The sequence below is a fragment of the Wolbachia sp. wLmal genome (genome assembly GCF_049435495.1).
GTDB classification, from domain to species: domain Bacteria; phylum Pseudomonadota; class Alphaproteobacteria; order Rickettsiales; family Anaplasmataceae; genus Wolbachia; species Wolbachia pipientis.
On the sequence record NZ_CP185405.1, the window covers coordinates 22,630 to 47,021 of the forward strand.

A 24,392-nucleotide genomic window follows, 5' to 3' on the forward strand; every position below is an offset into this window, starting at 1 on the left:
ATGTATTTCAACCATTACTTTTCATTAATGAGGTTGCACAGTTTAACAGGTTTGTGGCTTGTGCTATTTCCCAGTTTGAGCGGTATTCTTTTAGCCTCAACTTCTCTATCATATCAGGCTCTTTTTCTCCTTGTTTTGTTTACTATAGGTGCATTTTTAATGAGAACCGCAGGGTGCATAATCAATGATATCTTCGATAGAAAAATAGATGCGCACGTTGAACGAACAAAATATAGGCCACTTGCAAGTGGTGCATTAAACATAAAGCAGGCTTTGGCTTTACTTTCACTGTTACTGTCTATTGCCCTGGTAATCTTATTATTAACTAATAAAACTACACTTATACTTGGAATAATCTCAATGTGTATGATAGCTACTTACCCTTTATTAAAGCGGTATGTTTGGTGGCCACAATTGTTCTTAGGGTTTACCTTCAATATGGGATCGCTCATGGGCTCAGCAGCAATAACAAACCAGATCAGTATGGAATCCTTGCTGTTTTATATAGGATGCGTCTTTTGGACACTTAGCTATGACACCATATACGCCCATCAAGATAAAAAAGATGATGAAAAACTCGGGATGAAATCTACCGCATTATATTTTGGTGATACAACAAAATCTTGGTTGAAAAGATTTTATTTAATATCTCTTATGACGTGGCTATATGCTGGTATCTTATCATCATTAAATAACATTTTTTATATTGCTCTACTTGCTGTAGGGTTCATATTTCACCGCCAATACAAAAATTTCAATCCTGACGATCCCAGTCAATGCATGTCCATATTTAAAAATAATTCCTACGTAGGGTTGCTTCTCTTTTTTGGCATCCTTTTAGATAGAATTATCACCTAGGTCTCAAGAGTTTTGGCTCTAATGAAGTCAATAAACTCAGGTACTCGCAGAAACGAAAATTGCTTGACACCCTTCGCCAGCCCTCTTATCATGATAGTGGAGCTATTGTATTTGCTTTCGCCAATCTGCAGATTAAAAGGTAAGGATTACTTAATGTATCGGCGTCTTATGTTCAATTTTTTGCAGTATATAGATACTGTATGTCTTTACAAAACTTCATCTACATCTAGATTTTTATCTAAATAAGCTGAACGCGCTTATAAAGCGTTACAAGACATCAAAAAATGCCAATACTCGACAGAGATAGTAAAAGACTAGCTAACTCGGGGATTCTTTGTCTTTTTTTTCTGCTTAGTAAATTTCTTAAACATTTGCAGCGTAGGTTAGTTGCAATTAAAAGCAGCTAAATCTTGCTTGTCAAGCGTTTAAAACATAAAAAACGCCAATATTTTAAAGCGGATAATAACCACGGGGCTTCTTTTGCCTTTTTTTTATTTGGTAAATTTCTTAAATATTTATGGCTAAACGACAATCGTCATCCCTAAGTATCCCGCTGCTTGTTAGCGGCTAAGAGATACCACGGCGGTATAGCTATAGGATGACAAAAAAAGGGCACTGTGACGAACTTAAATCACAATTATCAGTTAATGCTAATTACGGCATTATAAAAAACGCCAAACTTTTTTCTGCTTTTATGCAAGAAGTCTAGTCCATATATTCCTCCCACTTTTCCGTGACTTTTCTTACTATTTCCTCACTCATTTTAATTTTCTTTCCCCATTCTCGTTTGGTTTCAGGCGGGATTTTATTTGTCGCATCAAATCCCATTTTACCTCCAAGTCCACTTTCAGGGGAAGCAAAGTCTAAATAATCAATAGGTGTATTTTCTATCATGATTGTATCACGCACAGGGTCCATCCTCGTTGACATTGCCCACATCACTTCCTTCCAATCACGTATATTTATATCATCATCAACAACGATAATAAACTTCGTGTATAAAAACTGCTTTAGAAAAGAAAGTATGCCCATAACAACTCTTTTTGCCTGCCCTGGATAGGATTTTTTTATCGACACTACCGCTATTCTATATGAGCAACCTTCCGGCGGCAGATAAAAGTCCACTATCTCTGGAAATTGATTAATAAGAATGGGCACAAAAATTTCATTGAGTGCTTCACCAAGAATCGATGGTTCATCAGGTGGCTTGCCGGTGAAAGTGCTGAGATAAATTGGATTTTTACGCATAGTAATTGCAGTAATATTAAATTCAGGAAATTGCTCAACAGAATTATAGTAGCCGGTGTGATCTCCGTATGGCCCTTCGTCTTGATATCTATCCAAACTCACATAGCCTTCCAGAACGATTTCCGCGTGAGCTGGCACTTGAAGTGGAATAGTCTTACAATTTACAAGCTCAAGCGGCCTCTTTCGCAGCAGTCCAGCAAATTGGTATTCTGACAATGTTTCTGGCACTGGAGTTACTGCAGCAATAATCGTTGCAGGATCACTACCGATCACAGCAGCAGCAGGAAATTTCATATTTTGTTCCTTCTCTTTCCATCGTTTGTGGTGACCTGCACCACCACGATGTGCAAGCCAACGCATTAGAGTCGTTTTTTTATCTATGACCTGCATACGATATATTCCAAGATTGAAATTATCTTGTTTGTCTTTCGTAGGTCCTTTTGTCACCACAATCGGCCAGGTGATAAGTGGTGCAGGTTCATTTGGCCAGCATGTTTGAATGGGCAGTAGACTTAGGTCCACTTCATCTCCGGTTAGCACTACCTCTTGACATGGAGCCTTGCTCACGACTTTACTTCGCATCGATAACACGACTTTCAACAAAGGAAACATTTTTATAGCATCCTTAAAGTTTTTTGGCGGCTCAGGTGATTGCAAAAATGCTAAAAGTTTACCAAGATCTCTTAGTTCATCAGGGTTTATGTTCAACCCCAATGCAATCCTCTTAATAGTACCAAATAAATTCACCAAAACTGGAATCGAATTTTTGCCATTTTCTGTGATAACATTTTCAAAAATGATCGCTGGCCCTTTGCTTGACAAAACTCTGCGATGAATTTCTGTCATTTCAAGAACTGTTGAAACTTCCTCCTTAATCCTAATCAGACCTTTTTTTTCTTCTAAGGCTTTGATGAAGTCGCGTAAGTTGTTGTACATATTCCAGTTTTTAAAATTTTAAGTTTATATCTAGTTTTCAAGCACTTTATTGAAATTTGACCTATGCACTGTCTAGCGAGCTTTCAGTTAATTTGAGATCAAATCTTCATATTGCTTACTAAGTTTGTATTTCCTTCCTCTATTGGAAAAATCTACAATCTTGATAAACCCCATTTCCACCCACTTTTTACAAAGTTGCGCACTGGTACGAGGCTTAAAATTAAATAGTTCGCCAACCTGACTAGCTGTAATAGCGGAAAACTCCTGGAAGAGCTCAAGAGCTTTGCGTTGTTTAGGATCAAGCTTACGTATAAGATCAGTCTGATCAGTGTGGTATTCTTCTTCATTTATACGTTGTAAAACGTTCTCAAATGAATTTGCCATACCTTTTACGAAATACTCCACCCACTTAGTGATATCTGCTTCAGCTCGTCCCATATAATAATTGTGCGATGGACCTACACTGATTGCCTCATAATAAGCTCCTAGATTCTTAGCATAATATTCTTCCAATGAATAAAGTCCTTTTAGGTCATACCCACCAAGGTGTAAAATTAATGTAGTCAACAATCTTGCAGTACGACCATTACCGTCATAGTAAGGGTGAATTGTTACAAATTGATAATGCGCAATACCTGCAATAATTGGGCAAGGCACTTGCTCAATGTTACGAATCCAATCAATCATACTGCTCATGAGCTTTGGTACATCCTTTGCTTCAGGTGGCATATAAATTATTGCACGTGTAAGACTATCGCGGATAACATTTTGACCATCACGATAAGGTGTTGATTTTATTTTAGATTTTCCACTTGCTATTACTAGAGCATGTAGTGTTTGAACAGCTTTCTCAGTAATGGGTATTCTCCTTGCTGCCCATTGTTCAACTTGAGTTAAAGCTGCATAATATCCTTTAACCTCATTTTCATCTCTCCTATATTTTGGAAAGTGGCTTTTACCACTTAAAACCTCTTCAACCTGTTTAGGTTCAAGTCGATTTCCTTCAATCATAGTAGAATAGTGTGTGGTATAAAGCCGTACAGTTTCACGAAGAGACAAAAGCATTGATACAGTGAGCGGCAAATGTAACACTTTTTCTTTTGCTGCTTCAATCCTTATAAGACAACTAGCAATTTTAGAAGTAATCGTATAATTCGGCATCGGCATAATATCTGCATTACATTACTTCTATATTATGCTGATAAAATGCAGATAATACAACATTTACACGACGCCGACCATAAACAGCAATAAATTCGGCTGATTAAGAAAGAAGTTTGTCTTGTAGAATAGCTATTTCTTTTTCTCTACCAATTATTGGCTCGTTCATATGTTTATTCCGCGGAAAATTATACACAGCGGAAACAACTTAAATCTACGCTCCGCGCGCCTCTGCTACCAAGTCTTCTGATGAACTTTGTGGTAATGTGCTTGAGTTTTATTGTGTAAAGTTTGCATTTGAGGCAAAACTGGTTATAAAATACACTTGATACAAATGTTTTTATATATTAACACTAGATGCTTCTTTTAATATACAGATAAATGTGTACTAAAAGTTTTATGTTGTAGGTTTTTAAATAAATTGTATGTCTAGAATATCGTTTTTATTAATTTTAATAATAGCAATAGCAAGCTTGCCGATAATAAACAATTGGCTTTCACACCGCGGTCAAACCCTAACCGATGACCAAATAAGTACGAGATTAGATGATTATATCAGTAGAAATTTTGATAAGATCGTAAAAACTCTCAAAGAGGAGTCGATTAAAAGTAGTTACGCTGCTCGAGATAATGTAACCAAAAGTAAAATTTCACAATACAAGGATCAAATATTTGACCTTACTTATCCTTACTCCGGAAATGAAAATAGTAGTGTTATAGCTGTAGGCTTCCTTGACTATTCTTGTGGACATTGCAAAGCTATAAAGAATGATATAAAGCAGTTAATTAACGACGGCAAAATTAAGTATATCTTTAGGGATGCTCCAATACTTGGTAACGCTTCTTTAAAGGCAGCAAAAAGTGCTTTAGCTGTCTATTTTCTCGATAAAGAAAAATATTTCGATTTTCACCATGCTGCTTTAAGTCACAAAGGAGAATTTTCAGACGAAAGCATATTGGATATAGTGAAAAACATAGGGATTGATGAGGACGATTTTAATGATTCCATAAAAGATAACGCGGACAAAATTGAGCAAATGATAAACAACAGTAGGCTTCTAGTAAGAGATTTGGGAGTAGGTGGTACACCTTTTTTAATAATTGGAGATAGCCTGTTTGTAGGAGCAACTGATTTGAATGTATTACGCAAAAAAGTAGATGAATTAAGTCACAAGCAAGGCTAGTTACAGTTTGCCATAAAATTTTATTTTTTTGCTTGACAACTCAAATGAACCTGAGTATAGTAACTGTGGGTGTGACAGCAGTTTAACTCAGTGGTCTCACCCACTTTCCATAGCGTCATTTGCTATGTAAAACGCTTTCAAATTACAACATTTTCTTCAACTAAACTATTTTACTTTCACAGGAGGACATATGTCATTCACAGAAATTAGATTTCCAGAAAATATATCTTATGGTTCCACTGGAGGACCGGAATTTTCTACTGACGTTGTAACAACTCACAATGGTTGTGAACAGCGCAACATCAATTGGTCTCATGCACGCACTAGATACAACATAGCTTACGGGGTCAGATCAAACGAGCAGCTACTAGAACTAATAACATTTTTTCATGCACGAAAAGGTAAAGCAATAGGGTTTCGTTTTAAGGATTGGTCGGATTTTATAGCCATCAACCAAGAGATTGGTATAGGAGATAACAAAAAAACGACTTTTCAGCTAATCAAAACTTATGTAAGTGGGGAAGATAAGCATATACGTATGATCAAAAAGCCAGTACATGGGACAGTAAAGATTTATTTAAATGGTAAAGAAGAGAGTGAATATTCAGTAAATTATTCAACGGGAGAAATAACATTCATGAAACCGCCAGTAAAAGATGCAATAATCACTGCGAGCTTCGAATTTGATGTGCCCGTGCGCTTTGATACAGATTACTTAAACGCTTCTATTGATGACTATGGAAGCAATAGCTGGAATAATATCCCCTTGGTGGAAGTGAAATTTTAGTTATAAGCGAGCATAGATCCACATCATAGTAGGGCTACTAGTCTACCATAAATTGAAAAATTAAGCACCACTGAGGCTCTATACCTAAATGAGCCTCAGTATATGCAATTATTTTAAACTTTATCACCAGCTATATACTACAATGTTGCTGAGCTTTGCTAACATTTACACTTGAAGCTTGGGGAGATTCTAACTCAGTGCTTTTTTCTTCCTGCAAAATAGAAAGCTTCAACAACTCCTTTAGAGTTGATTTTGCAAGTGTTGTATCATCTTTGTTTAAGATGTAGTCTAGCATGTTGTTTTTCTGTAAGCGATTAACAAAATATCTATCTTCCTCATTAAGAACCTCTATCTTGTTAATACAAGATAATACTAAATCCGAGCTCTTTATTGCTAAAATTCCATTTACGAAAATATCTAATTTTGTTTTGTCTTCAGTCAAGTCTCTAGCTAACCTATTTCTGATGTTATCATTATCAAGCACAGTGTACTCGAGGTACGAGCAAGGCTCAATAAGTATAAAGTCCTCTAAAGGCACTAGTTCTGGATAGGTGCCAGCGTAATCAAGTATGCCACACTCAGTAATACACCCTCCTTTTCTTATAACACAGCAATTGAGACGACCATGATACATTGATAACAAAGAAAAAAGACGTATTATACTTGTACCTCTATCTTTCATTTCCTCGAAAAGCTTCCTATCATTTATTAATTTGTGCAAAATGTAATCCATAGCAGGACCTGGTTTGCGGAAATGAAACATATTATTCTCTTCAAAAATGGCCTCAGCTAATTCGATAGATTCTTTATCCTCATCTACAAAAGCTTTTTCATTTCTATTTAACTGTATGATCTCAGCTTTGCTATCTCTGCGTAGACCAGTTCTCCTTATTAACATCTCAAATATTTTTGTATTCATATATATCCTATATTAATTAAAGTAAATATTAATAATGTTTACTTTTTAAATAAAAATAAATGAAAATTTTAGTAAAAATTATATTTTTTTAATAGAATAAAAATCTTTTATATTTGCTTGAGTACCAAAAGGGCTTTATTGGTGTAATGCGTTTTCTATTGCGCCTGGCCGCAGCGCGTGATGCAACCGGATTCAAGTGTCAGCTACTTTTATAGCACCACTTCTGCTTCAATAACTGTAAATACTAAGCGATCTGTCTTAAAATCTCCTCTTGCTGCTGAGTGTGAACACTAACATAACCACATGCAGGAGATGCAGCAGCAGGTCTTGCAATGCACTTAGGTCTTTTTGCTTGAATATCGAGATTGGACAACACTTCTTCTATCAATGGGTTGACAAAAAACCATCCTCCCATATTTTTTGGTTCTTCTTGACACCATACAATTTCAGCGTTTTTGTACTTTTCAAGTTCAATACTTAGTTTATCGGCAGGAAACGGATAGAATTGTTCTAAACGTATTACTGCTATATCGTTTATTTTTTGTGCTTCACATACTTCAATTATGTCGTAGTAAACTTTACCGCTGCATATTACAACTTTACGTATTTTATCATTTAGAACCAAATCTGTTCTATATTCTGGGATTACCGTGAGGAATTTTCCTTCAAAGTCAGATAGGTTAGAAACTGCTCTTTTATGACGCAATAGTGATTTAGGTGTAAACACTACTAAAGGCTTGCGAAAGTCTCTGTGGATTTGCCTGCGTAAAGCATGAAAATAATTTGCTGGAGTAGAGCAATTAACAACTTGCATGTTATCTTCTGCGCAGAGTTGCAAAAATCTCTCTATACGTGCGGAGCTATGCTCAGGTCCCTGTCCTTCATAACCATGAGGCAGCAATAAAACTAGACCGCTTGATCGCAACCACTTTGTTTCTGCAGATGTGATAAACTGGTCGATCATAATTTGTGCACCATTTGCAAAATCACCAAATTGTCCTTCCCAGAGCACCAGTGAATACGGGGAATCAAGGCTATATCCATATTCAAAGCCCATTACAGCATACTCAGATAGTGCGCTATCTATGACCTCAAAGTGAGCTTGCTTTTCATTTATATTGTTTAGCGGAATAAATGCTTCTTCTGTTACCTGATCAACAAGCCTTGAATGACGGTGCGAGAAAGTTCCACGACCAGAGTCTTGTCCTGATAAACGCACTCCTATTCCTTCTGTAAGCAGTGATGCAAACGCAAGACTTTCGGCAGTTGCCCAGTCTATATTACTACCGGAATTTATACTGTCTATTCTGCCATCGAGTATTTTTCTAACCTTATTGTTAATGTTAAAGTTACTTGGGATATTGCTATTTATATGCACACCTAATTTTTTCAGCTCATCTGGCGGAACACCAGAATCCGTGTAGTATTCGCTCAAATCGTTCAACTTTGCTCTTCTTAATTTTGACCACACTCCACCGAACCAGTCAGCTTTTTTTGGAGTGTAAGCCGCTGATTCAGCAAGACTTTTATCTAATTTTGCCCTGAATTCACTGCGCAATTTATTTACTTCATCGCCATCTAATACTTTCTCTGCAGTCAATTTTTCTTCATACAATGTTCCAGGAGTTTTATGCTTTGATATCGCCTTATACATAAGTGGCTGAGTGAAATTCGGTTCATCACCCTCATTATGGCCATATTTGCGGTAACATATTATGTCAATCACTACGTCCTTTTTAAATTTCTGCCTATATTTCATCGCCAAATTCGCAACAAAACTCACAGCTTCAGGGTTATCTCCATTAACGTGAAACACTGGAGCTTCTATTGATTTTGCTATGTCAGTGCAATAAAAAGAGGATCGCGCACAACACGGATTAGCAGTAAAACCAACTTGGTTATTAATGACAATGTGCACAATGCCATCCACTTTATAGCCTTCAATATTGCTTAAGGTTAAAGTTTCAGCAACCACTCCTTGACCGATGAAAGCCGCATCACCATGAATTGATATGCCAAGCACGGATCTTATATTCTGTTTTGCTCTTATTCTTCCAGCCAAAACCGGATTTACCGCTTCAAGGTGAGATGGATTAGGGCATAAACTTAAATGTATTTTTTTGCCACTGTCAAGTGCTCGATCAGAAGAATAACCAAGGTGATATTTAACATCACCAGACACCTCAAGACCACCTGGATATGCAAGATTGCCTTGAAATTCAGATAGCATTGCCGCATATTCTTTGCCCATAACTTTGGTTAGAATATTGAGTCGTCCGCGATGAGCCATACCAAGAACTACTTCTTCAATACCATAACCAGCGGAATCACTAATAATTTTTTCAATTGCAACAATAGCTGATTCTCCACCCTCAATAGAGAAGCGTTTATATCCAGGAAATTTCATATGGAGAAATTGCTCGAACATCTCAGATTCAATTAAGTGCCTCAGTATTTCCTTTTTATCTTGTGAACTCAGCGTATAGGTTTGATTTTCGATCTTTTCCTGCAGCCACATCCTCTCCTCATAAGAGGAGATGTGCATAAATTCAAAACCGATGTTCTTGCAGTAAATATCTCTATAGATTCCAGCATCACGTGCTGGGGATAAATTTGAATATTTTTGATAATCTATTTCTTGATTTTCATTTGGTGATAGCGGGTTAAGGTCTGCAAAAAAATGACCGTAGGACCTAAAGAAATTTGCCAAATCAGAAGCCGAATCATCCGTCTTGGTTACATGCTGCGGACTGCAGGTCTCCGTTTTCTTAACTTCTAAATTACTTGAAAAAATTCTGTTCCAATCTTCCCCGATTGATTTATCGCCCTGCAGATAACGGCTATACATTTCTTCCACAAATCCTGCATTATCACCATAAAGGCAGCTTAAACTCGACATAATCACTATAAAAAGTATCAAATACTTATAAGTATAACTTAAGTTTTTTAAAAAAGAACTTTTTTAGTTTCTATACGTCATACCGCCGCGGTATCTCTTAACATAGATCCCGCTAACACGTAGCGGGATGACGATTGTCAGGGTGTCATTCCAGCGCGTGACGCTGGAATCCAGTTTTTATTTGCAGCCTACTTGACTCGAAGCTAAGTTTTCTGGATCCAAATAGTCAAGGCACTGGGATGACAAAAAAAGGAGCACTGGAATGACAAAGCTATAGGTTGCAAGCGAGACGTCATACCGCCACGGCGCTAACAAGAGATCCCGCTAACACGTAGCGGGATGACGGTTGTCGTTTAGCTATAAACATTAAGAAATTTACTAAGCGAAAAAAAGGCAAAAGAAACCCTAGGGTAGCTAATTATTCACTATCCATTTTTTAAGTTGGCGTTTTTTGATGTTTTAAATAGCGTATTTCAGCTTGTGTAGCTAGAAATTTGATAAAGACATGAGGTGCACATAGTGCAAAAAATTAAGCATGATTTACGCCAAATACAAAGTTCCCTTTGTCGTTTTAATCCGCAGATTGCGAAGATAAATAAATAGCTTCAGTTTCATGATAGGGGGGCTGGCAAAGGGTGTCAAGTAAGTTTTTTCGTTTCTATGAGCTACTTGGATGACGAGAAAGGAGCACTTACATATTTATGGCAACCTCATTACCTGCGCTCAAAAAGTTTTTCAATATCACTGAGTTTCATTTCTGTATAAGTTGGTCTTCCGTGGTTGCATTGCCCGGAATATGGGGTTTTTTCCATTTGTCTCAGCAGCTCATTCATTTCATCTAACCTCATTTTTCTACCCGCTCTAATTGATCCATGACAAGCGATAGTGGCCAATATTTTATTCACTTTATCTTCTACTGGCAATGTATCTTCTATTTCCGTTAATCTATCGACTACATTAATTAGCATCTCTTTCACATCTATTGCTCCCAAAATTGCAGGGATTTCTTTTACTATCACTTTATTTTCTGATTTGATCTCAATATCAAAACCCATTTCAAATAACTTATCTTTATAAACTTCAATCATCTCCATTCCGGCTTGATTTTTGATTTCAACCGTTTCAGGAAGAAGTAGTTTTTGTCTTTTTACATTTGATTTTTGTTTTAAGCATTCATATACTAGCCTTTCGTGGGCTGCATGCTGGTCGACTATAATCAATTTGTCTCTTACCCTGGCAATAATGTAAGTATTATAGACCTGACAGCGTGCAAACCCGAGCGGGTGGCTCTCTATCAAATCAACTTGCTCTAACACCTTTTTTTCTAGAACCATAGCCTCCGCTTGTGCTGGGAATTTCTGTATGCCGGTATAATCAAACGATTTTGACTGTTCTGATAAGCCTTTTGCTTTTTCATTTGGAGAAGCGAATTCTTTTATTAGTTGATTTTCAAAAGGACTTGGCCTTCTTTCATTTTGAACATCAGGTTTATCAAAAGGATCTGGCAATGTTGAATCCATTTTCTGGTCATGCGCTGGAAAGGTGCCTATCCTTCTTGACAATGCTTTAATTAATCCTCTTGTCATTATCTCATATATGAGCTTCTTATTCTGAAACCTTACTTCTGACTTATTTGGATGCACATTTACATCTACTTGATCATAAGGTATCTCTAAATGTAACGCTGCGAAAGGATACCTATCGCTTGGAATAAAATCATGATATGCATACCTAACTGCGCCAATAAGTAAATTATCTTTAACTGGCCTTCCATTAACAAACGTATAGATCTGAGTGGACTTACCACGATTGACGGTCGGTTTACAGATGTGTCCCGTAAGTTTAATGCCGTCTTCTTCTTCATTAATCTCCAGAGAACTGCCCTGAAATTCTTCTTCTACTTCACACAATCTATGAAATAACGAAGTCTGCTTAGCGTATTTTAAGAGCTTTTTATTACCTGAAGTGAGAGTAAACCCTATATGATAGTTAATCATTGCTAGGTTGTTTACAATATCAACAATGCTTTGAGTTTCTGCTCTTTCAGTTTTTAGAAATTTTAGTCTATTTGGAGTGGCAAAAAATAAATCTCGTACTTCGATATGTGTGCCTTGTGATAAAGAGTAAGGAGTTTGCTCCCCTATTTTCTCTCCACCCTCATAACTTATAGACCATGCTTCATTTGCTTCTCTTGCCTTAGACGATAATTTTATCCTACTTACTGCTGCTATTGAAGGCAGAGCTTCTCCTCTAAAACCAAGATGCTTGATTTCTATCAACTCATTGTCGCTCAATTTTGAAGTAGCATGGCGCATAAACGCAAGTTCTAAATCGTTTTTTTCTACTCCGTTACCATCATCTGTCACAATAATAAGGTTACGCCCACCACTTTCTATTTTAATCTCTATTTCTAAACTTCCAGCATCTATTGCATTTTCCACTAATTCCTTTACTACACTTGCTGGCCTTTCTATCACCTCCCCCGCTGCTATACGGTTTATGGTTTTTGTGTCTAAAAGAATTATTGCCATAGATTTATTATGAAACTGGTTTCTCTTTTACTTCTTTGGTCTGTTTCTCTCTCCACTTTTTTAACCTACCTGTAATTTCACTGTTGGAAATTGACAATATAGATACGGCAGTAATGGCAGCATTATATGCTCCATTTTCTCCTATAGACATGGTTGCAACTGGAACACCCTTTGGCATTTGAACTATAGAGAGTAGACTGTCCAGCCCATTTAATTGTTTACTATGCACAGGAACGCCGATAACTGGTAAACAAGTTAGTGACGCAACCATACCAGGTAAATGAGCTGCACCTCCTGCACCAGCTATAATAACCTTAAAACCTTCTTCTTGTGCAGATTTAGCAAAATTGAAGAGCCTTTCTGGTGTTCTATGTGCAGATATTATGAATATATCATGTGAAACTTCTAATGCTTTTAACATATCAACAGTATGGATCATAGTGGTGTAATCTGACTCACTTCCCATAATAACAGCAACATCTTTTTTTATTTTTGTCATATTCAACACAATTTTACTTACTAACTAAATAATGTTCCAGCTAAAAAGCAACAAATATTTAAATTATATTATAAATATAATATATAGAATTCTCGTTAAAATAGAAATTTTAAAAATTTAAATAAATATTTATATTAAGATATAGAGATATAAACTTCTTATGTAAGATAAATTTATAAAATAATTATTTTTGTATTTCAAGCTTTGTAATCTTAGCTTGTTCTTTCTATAAATGGTTTTTTCAGATAGACTGATGATAAAATGGTAATTTAAAATTACTAGAAATTTGATAAAAATATTAATATATAATCAACTTAAAGTTTTAAATATTGATATCATATAATTATTGACAAGTTACATGATATTAATATCTTGGTATATTAAATATTATGTTATAATATTTAATAAAGTTAATTGATATGTGAGTGTAAGAATTATGGAAATAATATCGTTAAATAACTTAGACAGTGCAGGAATAAAAACAAAGTTGCTTTATATAATAAATAAAATTATAAAAAAAAATGCTTGGACTCAGGCTTTTGCAGCTGAGAAACTTGGTATTGATCAGCCAAAGGTATCGCAAATTAAAAATGGTAAAATAGGTGGTTTTTCTTTAGAGCGATTGTTAGGATTTCTAAAAAAACTTGATCATGAGATAACAATCACGATGACAGAAAGCCAAGAAATAAAATCTGAGGCAGAAAAAGTAAAACATGGAGTTGAATCGCAATAGATACAAAGTTGACAACTTGTTTTTTGTGATATAGTATAAAACTTATTAAGGTAGTATCTTATGGCTGAATCTATTGTAGAAAAGTGTATAGAACGGGTAAGTAACCGTTTCAAATTGGTTCTGTTGGCAAGTCAAAGAACACATGATTTAAATACAGGGGCAAGTAATCCAATTCAAGCAGCTAAGTTTAAAGGTCATAAAAATACCATAGTTTCCTTACATGAAATAGCAGGAAAACAGGTGGATACTCATGAGCTGTTTAGCCTTTTGGTAGGTAGATGCAAGGAATACATGAAAGGAAATATGAATAATGTTTACAGCAGTAATACAAGTAAGCTAGCGAATTTATTAAATTTTTCTGATAACACAGATCTTGATGCAAGTCAAGAAAGCCAAGATTATGAAGTGGATGATGAAATAAATGATCAAGATGGCGATGAAGAAGTATCCGTTTAGAAATCTACTGAAGTTACATAGTCTTTAAATGATTTGCATTGCTATCTATACACTGTTGTTCTGTATGAGTGTAATGTTGTGTTGCATAGTGTCTAAGTCAAATGATGTGTACAATAAGGTTTTAGCGTTCAATAATTTCTCAACGCAAGTAGTTGTACTTATAACAGCAATATCAATCATTCTGAATAATTTTTTTTTAATTGATATAGCATTGTTGTATGCTAGCGTTAGCTTTATATCAACTATAGCACTAATGAGATTAATGTTGTTTTGATAATTTATGATAGGATCCATTTTCATATTTTTAGGTATTTGTTTGATAATTATTTCAAATATAGGGGTGATCAGATTTCCTGATTTCTATACTAGGTTACATGCAGCAGGTATTACAGATTCTAGCGGTGCAACGTTATTGTTAATTGGTTTTGCTTTGCAGAATGGATTTTCAATCAATACTGTTAAAATAGTATTATTAATTTTTATAATATGGGTAGCTAACTCAACTAATAGCTATATTTTAGCGCGCACTCATTATAAAGTTAAGAAAAAAACTGTTAAAGAAGGCTAAGGTGTTAGAAATATTAAATGTAGTGTTACTTTTGTTGTTACTAACAGTTACGGTTTTTATAGTTTTCTCGCGACATTTAGTCGTAAGTGCTGTTCTAATGTGTGTATTTAGTTCACTGATTGCGCTTATATACTTAATTATGAATGCACCTGATGTTGCAATTACTGAAGCTTCTGTTGGTGCGGGGCTCAGTACAGTTTTTACGTTTGCAGCACTCTCCTTGATAAAGAATCATAAAGTAAATCTATCTCATAACCCTATAACGCTTTTTTTTATGTTATTTCTGGCTGTATGTTTGTCATATTTTATGATTCAATTGCCAGATTTTGGCAGCCACAATGCTCCGATCCACTTGCATGTTGCTCCTTATTATGTGGAAAATACCGAAAAAGCTACCGGTATTCCTAATATAGTGACAGCTATTTTGGCAAGCTTTCGTGGTTATGACACGTTTGGAGAAACTATAGTAGTTTTTACTGCTGCGCTTTGTATAACGTTGATATTAAAAGAAGAAAAAGAAAATGATTAAAGATCCGATATTAAATGCAGTAACATTTTTGATGATACCTTTTATCATTTTATTTGGTTTATACATACAATTTCACGGTGATTACACTCCGGGTGGAGGTTTTCAAGCAGGAATAATTATTGCCTCCGGGATAATATTATATTCAATGCTATTTGGTGTATCTACAACTCTAAAAGCAATACCTTATTCTGTGATTAGATTGACTAACGTGTTAGGTATTTTAATTTATGGAGGAACGGGCGTTGCAACAACTTTACTTGGCCAAAATTTTTTATCTTATGATATCTTGTTAACCAATAATAGAACCGGTCAAAAATTAGGTATTTTTTTGGTGGAATTAGGTGTAGCATTTACTGTCTGCTCCTCTATGTTAATTATATATATAAATTTTGCTCGTAGGAAAAAACAATGACTTTATATAATTATACGATTATTATTGTATTAATGGCGCTAGGTTTATATATTATTATAAACGATAAAAATTTAATCAAGAAAATGATAGGGGTAAGCGTCTTCCAAGCATCTGTTTTGTTATTTTACATATCTCTAGGATATATAAAAAGTTCCTTGCCTCCTGTATTGGTTTCAAATTTTTATTCATATAGCAATCCTATACCCCATGTTTTAATGCTTACTGCTATAGTGGTTGGAATTGCAACATTTTCAGTTGGATTATCCATAGCAGTAAAAATGGAAGAAAAGTATGGAACAATCGATTAAGACAAGTGTACATAAATTAACAGTATCTTAAACTATATGAAGTAACAAATAGCCACAAGTTAAAAGTAAAATTATAGACTTGCTCGTTGTAAGTTTGTTTGTTAATAAGAAATAAAATTATAAACTATAAAGGTAATGATGTCAACTATTAATGATGCAGAAGATAAGAAAAAAATTATCAAAGATCTGGTAACTAAGAGTATAAAAAAGGGTGGTTTTATCACCTTTGATGATATAAATGATAAATTATCAGATGAAAATTTTTCGTCTGACTTTATAGATGATGCTATATCTTTATTGCAGGATTCCGGAATTAATGTGCTTGAAAGTAGCGAAGATGAAGAAGATATTCCTTCCAACAGTGATGATAGTAAACTTGATGATGATGACACATCGCCAAATGTTACTGCAACTTTAGTACAAAATGATGATCCAGTGAGGATTTATTTACAAGACATGAGCTCCGTAAAGCTTTTATCAAGGGCAGATGAAATCGAGATAGCAAAAAAAATTGAATCTGAAAAGCATAACATGTTACGTGCAATAATTGAAACATCAGTAACATTAAAGGTGATAAAAGTATGGCGTGATGATTTAAGTAATGGAGCTCTCTTACTGAGAGAAATTATAGATCTGGATGCAATTTATAACTCTGATTTTAATGTGGTACTCAAAGAAGAAAGTGAAGAGAGTGAAGAAAGCGCTGAAGATGTTGAGGATTCTGAGGATGTTTCTGAAGATGCTGAGTACTGTAGTGATGATGAGAAAGATAGTAAAAAAAGTGATGATGAGAAAGACGGTAATAATGAAGATATAAGTTCAGTCAATTTAAATGTTTCTATTCTTGAAATGGAAAGTGACTTATTGCCAAAGGTCATAGTTGCATTGGATGAGATAATTACTTTAACAAATGAAGCGTTGATATTAAGAAAGAATTCTAAAAATTTCTCTAATGAGCTAGAAAATTTGTATAATCAAATATGGTCTATAGCATTACAAATTAAGTTAAGTGATGCTGCTGTTGCCAGAATTACACAAGAACTTTATAAGATAAATAGATCCATTACGCTTGAAGAGGCTAATCTTATTCCTGAGGCTAGAAAATACGATATCGATAAAGAAAGTTTCTATAAAGTTTATGATGACGTGCTTTTAAAGCACGAATTGAAAAAGATAAGTCTTTTAAAGATCAATGAAAATCAGTCCTCTTTTACAGGTGAATTAAAAAACAAATTTTTAAGGTTTATAGACGATAACTCTGAACATATAGCTAGTACCTTGAACGGTATTAAGCAGCATATACAGGAAGATAACGTACAAGAATTTAAGGAGCTAATCAAGAGAATACAAAAACACGAACGAGAAGTCTCTGAAGCAAAGCAAGAAATGATTAAGGCTAACTTAAGGCTAGTAGTTTCCATTGCTAAGAAGTATTCAAAAAGAGGCCTTGATCTGCTTGATTTGATACAAGAAGGCAATATTGGTCTTATGAAGGCCGTGGATAAGTTTGATTACAAACGTGGATATAAATTTTCAACTTATGGCACTTGGTGGGTAAGACAATCAATCACTAGAGCAATACCTGAGCAGTCTAAAGTAGTTAGAATACCAGTTCATATGGTGGAAATTATCAGTAAAATCAACAGAGCATTAAGAAAGATGACTCATGAGATGGGAAGAGAGCCGACGTTAGAGGAATTGAGTGTAGAACTGACAATGCCACTGGAAAGAATACGCAAAGTTATGAAAATAGCAAGGGATCCAGTAAGTCTTGAAGCTCCAACAGGAAAAGATGATAGTAGTACCTTTGGTGATTGTATAGAAGACAAGCGAGTCTCCAGGCCAGAGGATGCTGCAATACTTGCTGACTTGCGTGGCATTACAACCAATGTTCTTGCAACTTTAACACCAAAGGAAGAAAGAATTTTAAGAATGCGTTTTGGCCTTGGTAAAGATGGGAAGGAACATACCTTAGAAGAAGTAGGAAAAATTTTTAATGTAACACGTGAGAGAATTAGGCAAATAGAGGCAAAAGCACTGCGCAAGTTGAAACATCCAAGCCGTGCTAGAAAACTTAGAGGGTTCTTTTAAGTATACGTGTCAAGTTAAGAAGAAGCTGATTTTGCCCGGAAAAAGTGGAGAGCAAGTTAGGCCAAAGTTGTATAATTTCACCGCTATTTTTCTTTTCCTATGAATCTAATGAAACAACATGCTAATCTACGGTAAATATTATGACAAACAAAAATGACAATTCTAATTCAAAGTATAGAAATTTTTATGTTCTGGGTGATAGCTTATCCGATAATGGCGCAATCATTGGAATTTTAAATAATTTATCCTTTGCAAAAAGCGTAAAATTTGATGATCCTTTTTATCAAGGAAGATCTTTTAGCAATGGCCCTACTGCTGTTGAATATATAGCAAAATATTTAGATTTAGATGAATTTAAACCTGGGTGGAGTTATTCATTTTTTGAGAGATGCCACGAACAGCAAGGTCAGAATTACGCAGTTTCATATGCAACAGCATCTGAAATTTTTGACCCTATTTTTTCTTATTTCTTCAATAAATTTCGTTTAGCTAACCAGCTAGATGCGGTAATTAAACATCACCCAGATATAGGTAAAGAAGATTTATTTTGCATCATAATCGGCGGAAATGATGTTATGGTTGCCACTGCTTATGACGATACTAAAGCGGAAGAAGTGTTGGAACAAGCAGTGAGTGAAATATGTAATGCACTTAAGATTCTAAATGAACATGGTGTTAAGCATGTAGTTGTTGCAAATGCACCTGAAGTTGGCTCAATACCAGCTTTTAATAGAGATGAAGAAGCAAGGGAACTAGCTACAAAGCTCACGGAGAGTTTCAATGCAAAACTGGCTAAAGGCTTAGATTATATGAAGAAAAGTACAAATCTTGAAATAAAAGCATTTGATCTTAACTCTAAAATGAGAAGTATGTTTAGCGAATACAAGAGCAAAGGTTTAAATTGTCAAGATGCATGCACATCGAACATTGCAGACCAAGTTGGGAGATTTAAAGAAAATATAAAAATACTCTTAAAGTTGATATTTAAAGGGGAACTTGACGTTCACTATAACCCTGGGTGTAGCAAAGAAACACTAAAGGATTATTTCTTTTTTGATTATTTCCATCCAACTGCGGAACTTCATCATGAAGTTGGTAATGAAGTGTATGAGTTGATTTGACACAGTTTTTTGAACATATCCTTTTAAATAGTAACCAGACTGCATTCTGTGATTTTTAGCAAAACACGATCTTTCATTTGAGCTTTCTTCAATTTAAAATAAATACAGAAAATTGCTGCCTATAGCTAAACTGACTTAGATTTACCGATAATTTGAAAAACCGTCATCCCGCTACTATATAGTTATTGATATATATTTTCTTTTAAGCTCCTGGTTTTGATCGATAAATGTAATCATTTCATCTTCTAAAGTTTTAATTTAATTACGTAAAATTGCAAGAAGTTCCTCTATTTGTTTGATTATAGATGTATCAGTTACCTGTTGGATTTGGGTTTTTTGTATTTTTGCTATTTCTACAAGTTGGTTTCTACGAGATAATTTTTGTTTCAAGCAATCAATATTACCATTACTAACTGTTAAAGGGGTAACACGCATATCTGTATTATTAATATAACGTGAGATGATACTGCAGTCTATTTCATCAGTTTTTGTAGTAATACCAAGGCTTTTAGCATAGTCTCTCCCACCTTGGTTGAATGACGTACACCTCAAAACCATTGCTTAGTAAAGTATAGGCACATAATTTTTCGTATCCACCAGTTGCCTCAAGACCAATTTTGGTTACATTATGCAAACGTAAAAAGTCCAGCATTTCATCAATGGATTGTACATTGTTTTCAAATATTTTATAATGCTCAAGTGGGTGAATGTGGAGATCTAATTTACTTTTGCTAACATCAATGCCAGCAATAATGTTTGATGAATTCATAATTCCTCCGTAATAATAACATATACTGCATTTTCCAGCCTTATATACGAGCCTAAAAGCTCAATCAGTTGTTCGGAACTTTCAGTATAATAAACCAGAGAAGAGAACCTTGCTGAACAACGATTCTTATAATCAAGGGGCGTGACGATTCCTCTTCTCTGTGTGTCTTTAATCTCACTACTTTGATATTTATAAAGACTTGTTCTTAACATATAAGGGAAGTGTCCTCTAGGTGAGATTGTGGAGCATTCGTTGCAGCATTTGGCTGTTCAATTACGCTAGTTGATTCTTTAGGTATACTATTTCCTTCAAAATTTCCATCTTTTTATTATGTTCTCTTTAGCATTTTGAGAGTGAATTATTCTAGTTTTGATATTTAAACGTTTTGTATCTGCTGTAATGATTTCACTTCCAGTTTGCTATTCTTTACATATTGAATTGCAAGCACTAACGCTTTACTTCCGGAAGCTGTGGTGCTGTAAGCTATATTTTGCAAAATAGCAGTTCTCCTGATATCTTTGCTGTCTGAGACTGACTTTACACCTTTTGAAGTATTAATCACTAGATTTATTTTTCCATCTTTGAGCATATCAACTATGTGGGGTCTGCCTTCTCTTACTTTATTTACAGCTTGTGCAGCAATGCCGTTATTGTTCAGATACGAAGCTGTGCCTTTGGTGGCATATATTTCAAAACTCAGTTCTTTCAACATTCGTGCAACTGGCAATATATACTTTTTATCATCATCTTTTACTGAAACCAGAGCTGTTCCTTCTGTTGGTAACTTGTATCCTGCAGCCATGTGCGTTTTTGCAAGTGCAGCTTCAAATGATGAGTCAATTCCCATCACTTCTCCTGTTGATTTCATTTCAGGACCAAGTAAAGTATCAACTCCTGCAAAGCGGGTAAATGGAAAAACAGCAGCTTTAACTGCAAAATGATTGAAAGGCTTGTTTTCCTGATTCAATTTTTTACCCAAAATAACCTGAGTGGCAAGCTTTGCAATAGGAATATTGATTACCTTGGAAATAAAAGGAACGGTTCGACTAGCCCTTAAATTCACTTCAAGTATGTATACATCACTAGACCTCTTGCATAACTCGATTTCTGAAGGCAATTTTGTCGTCAAAGCTTGTCTGCGCTCCTCAAATACATTCGAGTATTCTGTGGTGCTCATCTGCACTTTTCCTAAAGATTTCTCATCACAAACAGGTTCTGCAAGAGGTCTATTCTCTTGAACAGCAAACTGAATGTTTATCAGACCTTTCACTTCTAGTGCAAGAGCTATTCTCTCAGTTTGGAGCTCGATCTCTTTTATTACTTCGTCACTCAATGTATTTGTCGGTATTGAGCATGTTGAATCACCAGAGTGGATACCAGCTTCTTCAATATGCTCCATGACCGCTGCAATAAAAACTTTTTCCCCATCACATACAGCATCAACGTCAACCTCAACTGCATTGACTAAAAATTTATCAAGAAGCAGCGATCCGTGTTCAAAAATTTTGGTTTGATTCAAGACATACTCTTTGAAGCTCTGAGTATCGTGTCTAATCGACATAGACTGACCGCCAAGGACATATGATGGCCTGACTACTAGTGGAAACCCCACCTTTTCTGCGTTGGTTAACGCTTCTTCTACTGAATGGCAGATAGAATTTTCAGGTTGTTTTAAATTAAGTTGCAAAGCAAGATTTTTAAACCTCATGCGATCTTCTGCAAGGTCAATAGAATCAAACGAAGTTCCCAAAATTTTGAAACCTCTCTCGTTAAGCACTTTGGCTAACTTTAAAGGTGTTTGACCACCTATTTGAACTATTACACCAACCAGTGTGCCATTTTCTTGCTCTTTACTTAGTATTTCAAGCACATCCTCTGCAATGAGTGGTGCAAAATATAAACGATCAGCGGTATCGTAGTCAGTTGAGACAGTTTCGGGATTACAGTTGATCATTATTGTTTCATACCCCATTTCTTTGGCGGCAGAAGCTGCATGTACGCATGCATAATCAAACTCGATACCTTGACCAATGCGATTTGGACCACTTCCTAAAATGACAACCTTTTCTCGGTCAGAAATATTCGCCTCACATTCCGTTTTATTTTCAACATCACCCTCATAGCAACCATACATATAAGCAGTGCTTGATTCAAATTCAGCTGCACAGGTGTCTACGCGTTTATAAACTTGTTTAATGCCAAATTTTTTTCTTATTTCTTCGATTTGTTTTACTCGATCTCCAGCGTGTAACGCTGGCTGGATCCCAGTGTCACGCACTGGGATGACAGAGGTAGGTCTACTACTTAACTTTGCTAATCTTGCATCTGAAAATCCCATTTTTTTCAGCTCTAACATTTCGTACGCAGTTCCAGGAAATCCATTTTCCTTGATTTTTTGTTCAGTTAATATAATTTGCTGTATATTTTGCAGAAACCATAAGTCATATCCTGTAATCGAATTTATTTCTTCTATGCTAATTCCGTGGCGCATTGCGTCAGCAGCAATCAGTAATCTGTTTGGTAGCAATTTTGCTAATTGAGATTTTACGTGATCAATATCAATGTTCTCAGGAAATACTTCATCAAGTCCTGTAAGATCAGTTTCAAGTGAACGAAAAGCTTTCTGCAGTGACTCATTAAAAGTGCGGCCTATAGACATCACTTCTCCCACTGATTTCATGGAAGTTGATAATTCACAATTCGTCCCCTTAAATTTCTCAAACTCAAATCGAGGGATTTTAGTGACGATATAATCAATCACTGGTTCGAATGCTGCTGGTATTATTGGAGCGCAGTCGTTACGTATTTCATCGAGCGAATAGCCAATAGCAAGTTTAGTTACAACTTTTGCAATAGGATAGCCTGTTGCTTTCGAAGCAAGTGCAGAAGAGCGAGAAACTCTTGGATTCATTTCAATTACAACGAGGCTTCCATCTTCTTTAGGATTCACTGCAAACTGAACATTTGCACCACCGGCACTAACATCAATTTCTCTCAGCACTGCTATAGATGCATTTCTCATCTGTTGGTATTCTACGTCACGCAGAGTCAAAGCAGGAGCAACAGTTATGCTATCCCCAGTGTGCGTTCCCATCGGATCAACATTTTCTATCGAACAGACTATTATGCAGTTATCTTTACAATCGCGGATAACTTCCATTTCATATTCTTTCCAGCCGATAATTGATTCATCTATCTGAACTTCATTTATTGGCGAAATTTTAAGAGCACTTTCTGCAATGTTAAAAAACTCCTCTTTATTATATGCTATGCCACTACCTGCGCCACCAAGAGTGAATGATGAACGAATGATTGCTGGTAATCCAACGTAATCCAAAGCCTTTTTTATTTGTTCTTGATTTTTTATAATGATACTTTTGGGGTATTTCAGTCCTATTCTATCCATGGACTGGCGGAATAACTCTCTATCCTCTGCTTTTTTTATTGCTTCTCTATTTACCCCTATTAATTCTACGTTGTATTTGTCTAACACTCCATCATCTGCAAGTTTTATTGCACAATTGAGCGCTGTTTGCCCGCCCATTGTTGGCAATATTGCGTCTGGCCTCTCCTTAATTATAATTTTCTCTATGATTTCAGGCAGTACCGGCTCAATATACGTCGCATCAGAAAACTCAGGATCTGTCATTATAGTTGCGGGGTTGGAGTTAACCAAAATGACTTTATAACCTTCGCTTTTTAATACTTTACAGCTTTGCGTTCCGGAATAATCAAACTCGCATGCCTGACCTATAACTATTGGGCCTGCTCCTATTACTAATATAGATTCTATATCTGTGCGTTTCGGCATAATTACAATAACGGTCTCTATTCAAGTAATGTTACCAATCTTTCCTGTATATGTGAATTTTTATTAAACCTATTAGCTAATTACTTTTAGGCTTGACGCATAACTGTACGAACATTGCAATTTGCGTGGCAGATTCCAGTGCTTGACACACAGCTGTACAAACATTCATTTTTGAAGGTAAATTGCACAGCAAATGATGTCATTCAAGTAGCTGACACTGGTTCCTTTATGACGGCAGTGCCCAGAGGTGTCATCCCAGTCTGGGATGGCTTTGTTGCATCGCTACTTATGAAAGGCTAACTATAGTTAGGATTATAAGCAACCTATTGAAAATCTTGTTTTTTTTGCAATCAATCTGATCAAATTTAAGAATAGTAATTTGTTATTTATATTAATAAATTTAATTCTATTGAAAATAGCTAAAGCATTGAAATTCTTGAATTTTAGCCGGATTGGTAAATGGTAGTGAAATTTCTTTTACTCAAATTTAGGTATTCATTGACCGTTCTTGTTATAAATACCAGAATAATAAGCTACTGATATTCCCTATCTTTTTTATCTTTAATCCATCA

General features: G+C 35.4%; 23 protein-coding genes. 13 read left to right on the top strand and 10 right to left on the bottom strand.

Annotated features, from left to right (window positions below; genetic code table 11):
• Positions 1-858, top strand: coding sequence for a 4-hydroxybenzoate octaprenyltransferase (gene ubiA, locus ACEL90_RS00095; protein WP_423348946.1), 858 nt, complete (start codon positions 1-3; stop codon positions 856-858).
• 705 nt (positions 859-1,563) lie between these two features.
• On the opposite strand, the gene ACEL90_RS00100 is transcribed toward ubiA, so the two are convergent.
• Both ACEL90_RS00100 and ACEL90_RS00105 read right to left on the bottom strand, forming a co-directional pair.
• A complete protein-coding gene (locus ACEL90_RS00100) occupies positions 1,564-3,042 on the bottom strand; it encodes a UbiD family decarboxylase (RefSeq protein ID WP_423348947.1) in 1,479 nt (492 codons plus the stop codon).
• Between the two features lie 87 nt (positions 3,043-3,129).
• Positions 3,130-4,203: a Fic family protein gene (locus tag ACEL90_RS00105; protein WP_423348948.1), complete on the bottom strand. Its 1,074-nt coding sequence runs from the start codon at positions 4,201-4,203 to the stop codon at positions 3,130-3,132.
• Positions 4,204-4,628: 425 nt separating this feature from the next.
• Here ACEL90_RS00105 and ACEL90_RS00110 point away from each other — a divergent pair, with 425 nt between their 5' ends.
• Together ACEL90_RS00110 and ACEL90_RS00115 are read left to right on the top strand one after the other, a co-directional pair.
• A complete protein-coding gene (locus tag ACEL90_RS00110; protein WP_423348949.1) occupies positions 4,629-5,387 on the top strand; it encodes a DsbA family protein in 759 nt (252 codons plus the stop codon).
• A 190-nt stretch (positions 5,388-5,577) separates the two neighbouring features.
• Positions 5,578-6,174, top strand: coding sequence for a TIGR02217 family protein (locus ACEL90_RS00115; RefSeq protein ID WP_138265061.1), 597 nt, complete (start codon positions 5,578-5,580; stop codon positions 6,172-6,174).
• 130 nt (positions 6,175-6,304) lie between these two features.
• On the opposite strand, the gene ACEL90_RS00120 is transcribed toward ACEL90_RS00115, so the two are convergent.
• From ACEL90_RS00120 to purE, 4 genes are all read right to left on the bottom strand, one after another.
• On the bottom strand, positions 6,305-7,093 hold the full coding sequence (locus ACEL90_RS00120; RefSeq protein WP_264719112.1) for a hypothetical protein: 789 nt from the start codon (positions 7,091-7,093) through the stop codon (positions 6,305-6,307).
• 244 nt (positions 7,094-7,337) lie between these two features.
• On the bottom strand, positions 7,338-9,992 hold the full coding sequence (locus ACEL90_RS00125; protein WP_423348950.1) for a 2-oxoglutarate dehydrogenase E1 component: 2,655 nt from the start codon (positions 9,990-9,992) through the stop codon (positions 7,338-7,340).
• 713 nt (positions 9,993-10,705) lie between these two features.
• Positions 10,706-12,523, bottom strand: a complete 1,818-nt coding sequence (gene mutL / locus ACEL90_RS00130) for a DNA mismatch repair endonuclease MutL (RefSeq protein WP_423348951.1) — start codon at positions 12,521-12,523, stop codon at positions 10,706-10,708.
• A 7-nt stretch (positions 12,524-12,530) separates the two neighbouring features.
• Positions 12,531-13,022, bottom strand: coding sequence for a 5-(carboxyamino)imidazole ribonucleotide mutase (purE, locus tag ACEL90_RS00135; protein ID WP_423348952.1), 492 nt, complete (start codon positions 13,020-13,022; stop codon positions 12,531-12,533).
• Positions 13,023-13,458: 436 nt separating this feature from the next.
• On the opposite strand from purE, the gene ACEL90_RS00140 reads away from it, so the two are divergent.
• The 9 genes from ACEL90_RS00140 to ACEL90_RS00180 all read left to right on the top strand — a co-directional run bounded on the left by ACEL90_RS00140 (position 13,459) and on the right by ACEL90_RS00180 (position 19,240).
• Positions 13,459-13,755, top strand: coding sequence for a helix-turn-helix domain-containing protein (locus tag ACEL90_RS00140; RefSeq protein WP_423349307.1), 297 nt, complete (start codon positions 13,459-13,461; stop codon positions 13,753-13,755).
• Between the two features lie 60 nt (positions 13,756-13,815).
• On the top strand, positions 13,816-14,211 hold the full coding sequence (gene rpoZ, locus ACEL90_RS00145; protein ID WP_151807669.1) for a DNA-directed RNA polymerase subunit omega: 396 nt from the start codon (positions 13,816-13,818) through the stop codon (positions 14,209-14,211).
• Positions 14,212-14,239: 28 nt separating this feature from the next.
• Positions 14,240-14,485 (top strand): monovalent cation/H+ antiporter complex subunit F, encoded by a 246-nt coding sequence (locus ACEL90_RS00150; protein WP_007548527.1) that lies wholly within the window; start codon positions 14,240-14,242, stop codon positions 14,483-14,485.
• A 6-nt stretch (positions 14,486-14,491) separates the two neighbouring features.
• Positions 14,492-14,779 carry a monovalent cation/H(+) antiporter subunit G gene (gene mnhG / locus ACEL90_RS00155; protein WP_006279703.1) on the top strand — a complete coding sequence of 96 codons (288 nt, stop codon included), beginning with the start codon at positions 14,492-14,494 and terminating at the stop codon, positions 14,777-14,779.
• Position 14,780: 1 nt separating this feature from the next.
• A complete protein-coding gene (locus tag ACEL90_RS00160; protein ID WP_015589497.1) occupies positions 14,781-15,308 on the top strand; it encodes a DUF4040 domain-containing protein in 528 nt (175 codons plus the stop codon).
• On the top strand, positions 15,301-15,720 hold the full coding sequence (locus ACEL90_RS00165; RefSeq protein WP_006279705.1) for a Na(+)/H(+) antiporter subunit B: 420 nt from the start codon (positions 15,301-15,303) through the stop codon (positions 15,718-15,720). The genes ACEL90_RS00160 and ACEL90_RS00165 overlap by 8 nt, the downstream gene beginning before the upstream one ends.
• Positions 15,717-16,028: a cation:proton antiporter subunit C gene (locus ACEL90_RS00170; protein ID WP_423348953.1), complete on the top strand. Its 312-nt coding sequence runs from the start codon at positions 15,717-15,719 to the stop codon at positions 16,026-16,028. The genes ACEL90_RS00165 and ACEL90_RS00170 overlap by 4 nt, the downstream gene beginning before the upstream one ends.
• 138 nt (positions 16,029-16,166) lie before the next feature.
• Positions 16,167-18,119 carry an RNA polymerase sigma factor RpoD gene (gene rpoD / locus ACEL90_RS00175; protein ID WP_423349308.1) on the top strand — a complete coding sequence of 651 codons (1,953 nt, stop codon included), beginning with the start codon at positions 16,167-16,169 and terminating at the stop codon, positions 18,117-18,119.
• A gap of 140 nt (positions 18,120-18,259) precedes the next feature.
• A complete protein-coding gene (locus ACEL90_RS00180) occupies positions 18,260-19,240 on the top strand; it encodes an SGNH/GDSL hydrolase family protein (RefSeq protein WP_423348954.1) in 981 nt (326 codons plus the stop codon).
• 258 nt (positions 19,241-19,498) lie between these two features.
• Here ACEL90_RS00180 and ACEL90_RS00185 read toward each other — a convergent pair whose 3' ends face one another.
• From ACEL90_RS00185 to carB, 4 genes are all read right to left on the bottom strand, one after another.
• On the bottom strand, positions 19,499-19,798 hold the full coding sequence (locus ACEL90_RS00185; protein ID WP_423348955.1) for a hypothetical protein: 300 nt from the start codon (positions 19,796-19,798) through the stop codon (positions 19,499-19,501).
• Positions 19,749-20,009, bottom strand: a complete 261-nt coding sequence (locus ACEL90_RS00190; RefSeq protein ID WP_010082049.1) for an IS110 family transposase — start codon at positions 20,007-20,009, stop codon at positions 19,749-19,751. The genes ACEL90_RS00185 and ACEL90_RS00190 overlap by 50 nt, the downstream gene beginning before the upstream one ends.
• Entirely contained in the window at positions 20,006-20,221 is a 216-nt protein-coding gene (locus ACEL90_RS00195) for a hypothetical protein (protein ID WP_080717592.1), read from the bottom strand. The genes ACEL90_RS00190 and ACEL90_RS00195 overlap by 4 nt, the downstream gene beginning before the upstream one ends.
• Positions 20,222-20,385: 164 nt before the next feature.
• Entirely contained in the window at positions 20,386-23,820 is a 3,435-nt protein-coding gene (gene carB, locus ACEL90_RS00200) for a carbamoyl-phosphate synthase large subunit (protein WP_423348956.1), read from the bottom strand.
• Between the two features lie 138 nt (positions 23,821-23,958).
• Between carB and ACEL90_RS00205 the strand changes: the two genes are divergently transcribed.
• Complete coding sequence (locus ACEL90_RS00205) at positions 23,959-24,120, top strand: hypothetical protein (RefSeq protein ID WP_238514577.1); 162 nt, start codon at positions 23,959-23,961, stop codon at positions 24,118-24,120.
• Positions 24,121-24,392 lie beyond the last annotated feature (272 nt).

Bases quoted from the DNA above. Each gene is read 5' to 3' on its own strand.
- rpoZ (WP_151807669.1), top strand. From the start codon at position 13,816: ATGGCTGAATCTATTGTAGAAAAGTGTATAGAACGGGTAAGTAACCGT.
- ACEL90_RS00150 (WP_007548527.1), top strand. From the start codon at position 14,240: ATGATTTGCATTGCTATCTATACACTGTTGTTCTGTATGAGTGTAATG.
- rpoD (WP_423349308.1), top strand. From the start codon at position 16,167: ATGTCAACTATTAATGATGCAGAAGATAAGAAAAAAATTATCAAAGAT.
- ubiA (WP_423348946.1), top strand. From the start codon at position 1: ATGTATTTCAACCATTACTTTTCATTAATGAGGTTGCACAGTTTAACA.
- carB (WP_423348956.1), bottom strand. From the start codon at position 23,820: ATGCCGAAACGCACAGATATAGAATCTATATTAGTAATAGGAGCAGGC.
- ACEL90_RS00195 (WP_080717592.1), bottom strand. From the start codon at position 20,221: ATGTTAAGAACAAGTCTTTATAAATATCAAAGTAGTGAGATTAAAGAC.
- ACEL90_RS00105 (WP_423348948.1), bottom strand. From the start codon at position 4,203: ATGCCGAATTATACGATTACTTCTAAAATTGCTAGTTGTCTTATAAGG.
- ACEL90_RS00165 (WP_006279705.1), top strand. From the start codon at position 15,301: ATGATTAAAGATCCGATATTAAATGCAGTAACATTTTTGATGATACCT.
- purE (WP_423348952.1), bottom strand. From the start codon at position 13,022: ATGACAAAAATAAAAAAAGATGTTGCTGTTATTATGGGAAGTGAGTCA.
- ACEL90_RS00185 (WP_423348955.1), bottom strand. From the start codon at position 19,798: ATGGTTTTGAGGTGTACGTCATTCAACCAAGGTGGGAGAGACTATGCT.
- ACEL90_RS00115 (WP_138265061.1), top strand. From the start codon at position 5,578: ATGTCATTCACAGAAATTAGATTTCCAGAAAATATATCTTATGGTTCC.
- ACEL90_RS00100 (WP_423348947.1), bottom strand. From the start codon at position 3,042: ATGTACAACAACTTACGCGACTTCATCAAAGCCTTAGAAGAAAAAAAA.
- ACEL90_RS00180 (WP_423348954.1), top strand. From the start codon at position 18,260: ATGACAAACAAAAATGACAATTCTAATTCAAAGTATAGAAATTTTTAT.
- mnhG (WP_006279703.1), top strand. From the start codon at position 14,492: ATGATAGGATCCATTTTCATATTTTTAGGTATTTGTTTGATAATTATT.
- ACEL90_RS00110 (WP_423348949.1), top strand. From the start codon at position 4,629: ATGTCTAGAATATCGTTTTTATTAATTTTAATAATAGCAATAGCAAGC.
- mutL (WP_423348951.1), bottom strand. From the start codon at position 12,523: ATGGCAATAATTCTTTTAGACACAAAAACCATAAACCGTATAGCAGCG.
- ACEL90_RS00125 (WP_423348950.1), bottom strand. From the start codon at position 9,992: ATGTCGAGTTTAAGCTGCCTTTATGGTGATAATGCAGGATTTGTGGAA.
- ACEL90_RS00190 (WP_010082049.1), bottom strand. From the start codon at position 20,009: ATGAATTCATCAAACATTATTGCTGGCATTGATGTTAGCAAAAGTAAA.
- ACEL90_RS00170 (WP_423348953.1), top strand. From the start codon at position 15,717: ATGACTTTATATAATTATACGATTATTATTGTATTAATGGCGCTAGGT.
- ACEL90_RS00120 (WP_264719112.1), bottom strand. From the start codon at position 7,093: ATGAATACAAAAATATTTGAGATGTTAATAAGGAGAACTGGTCTACGC.
- ACEL90_RS00140 (WP_423349307.1), top strand. From the start codon at position 13,459: ATGGAAATAATATCGTTAAATAACTTAGACAGTGCAGGAATAAAAACA.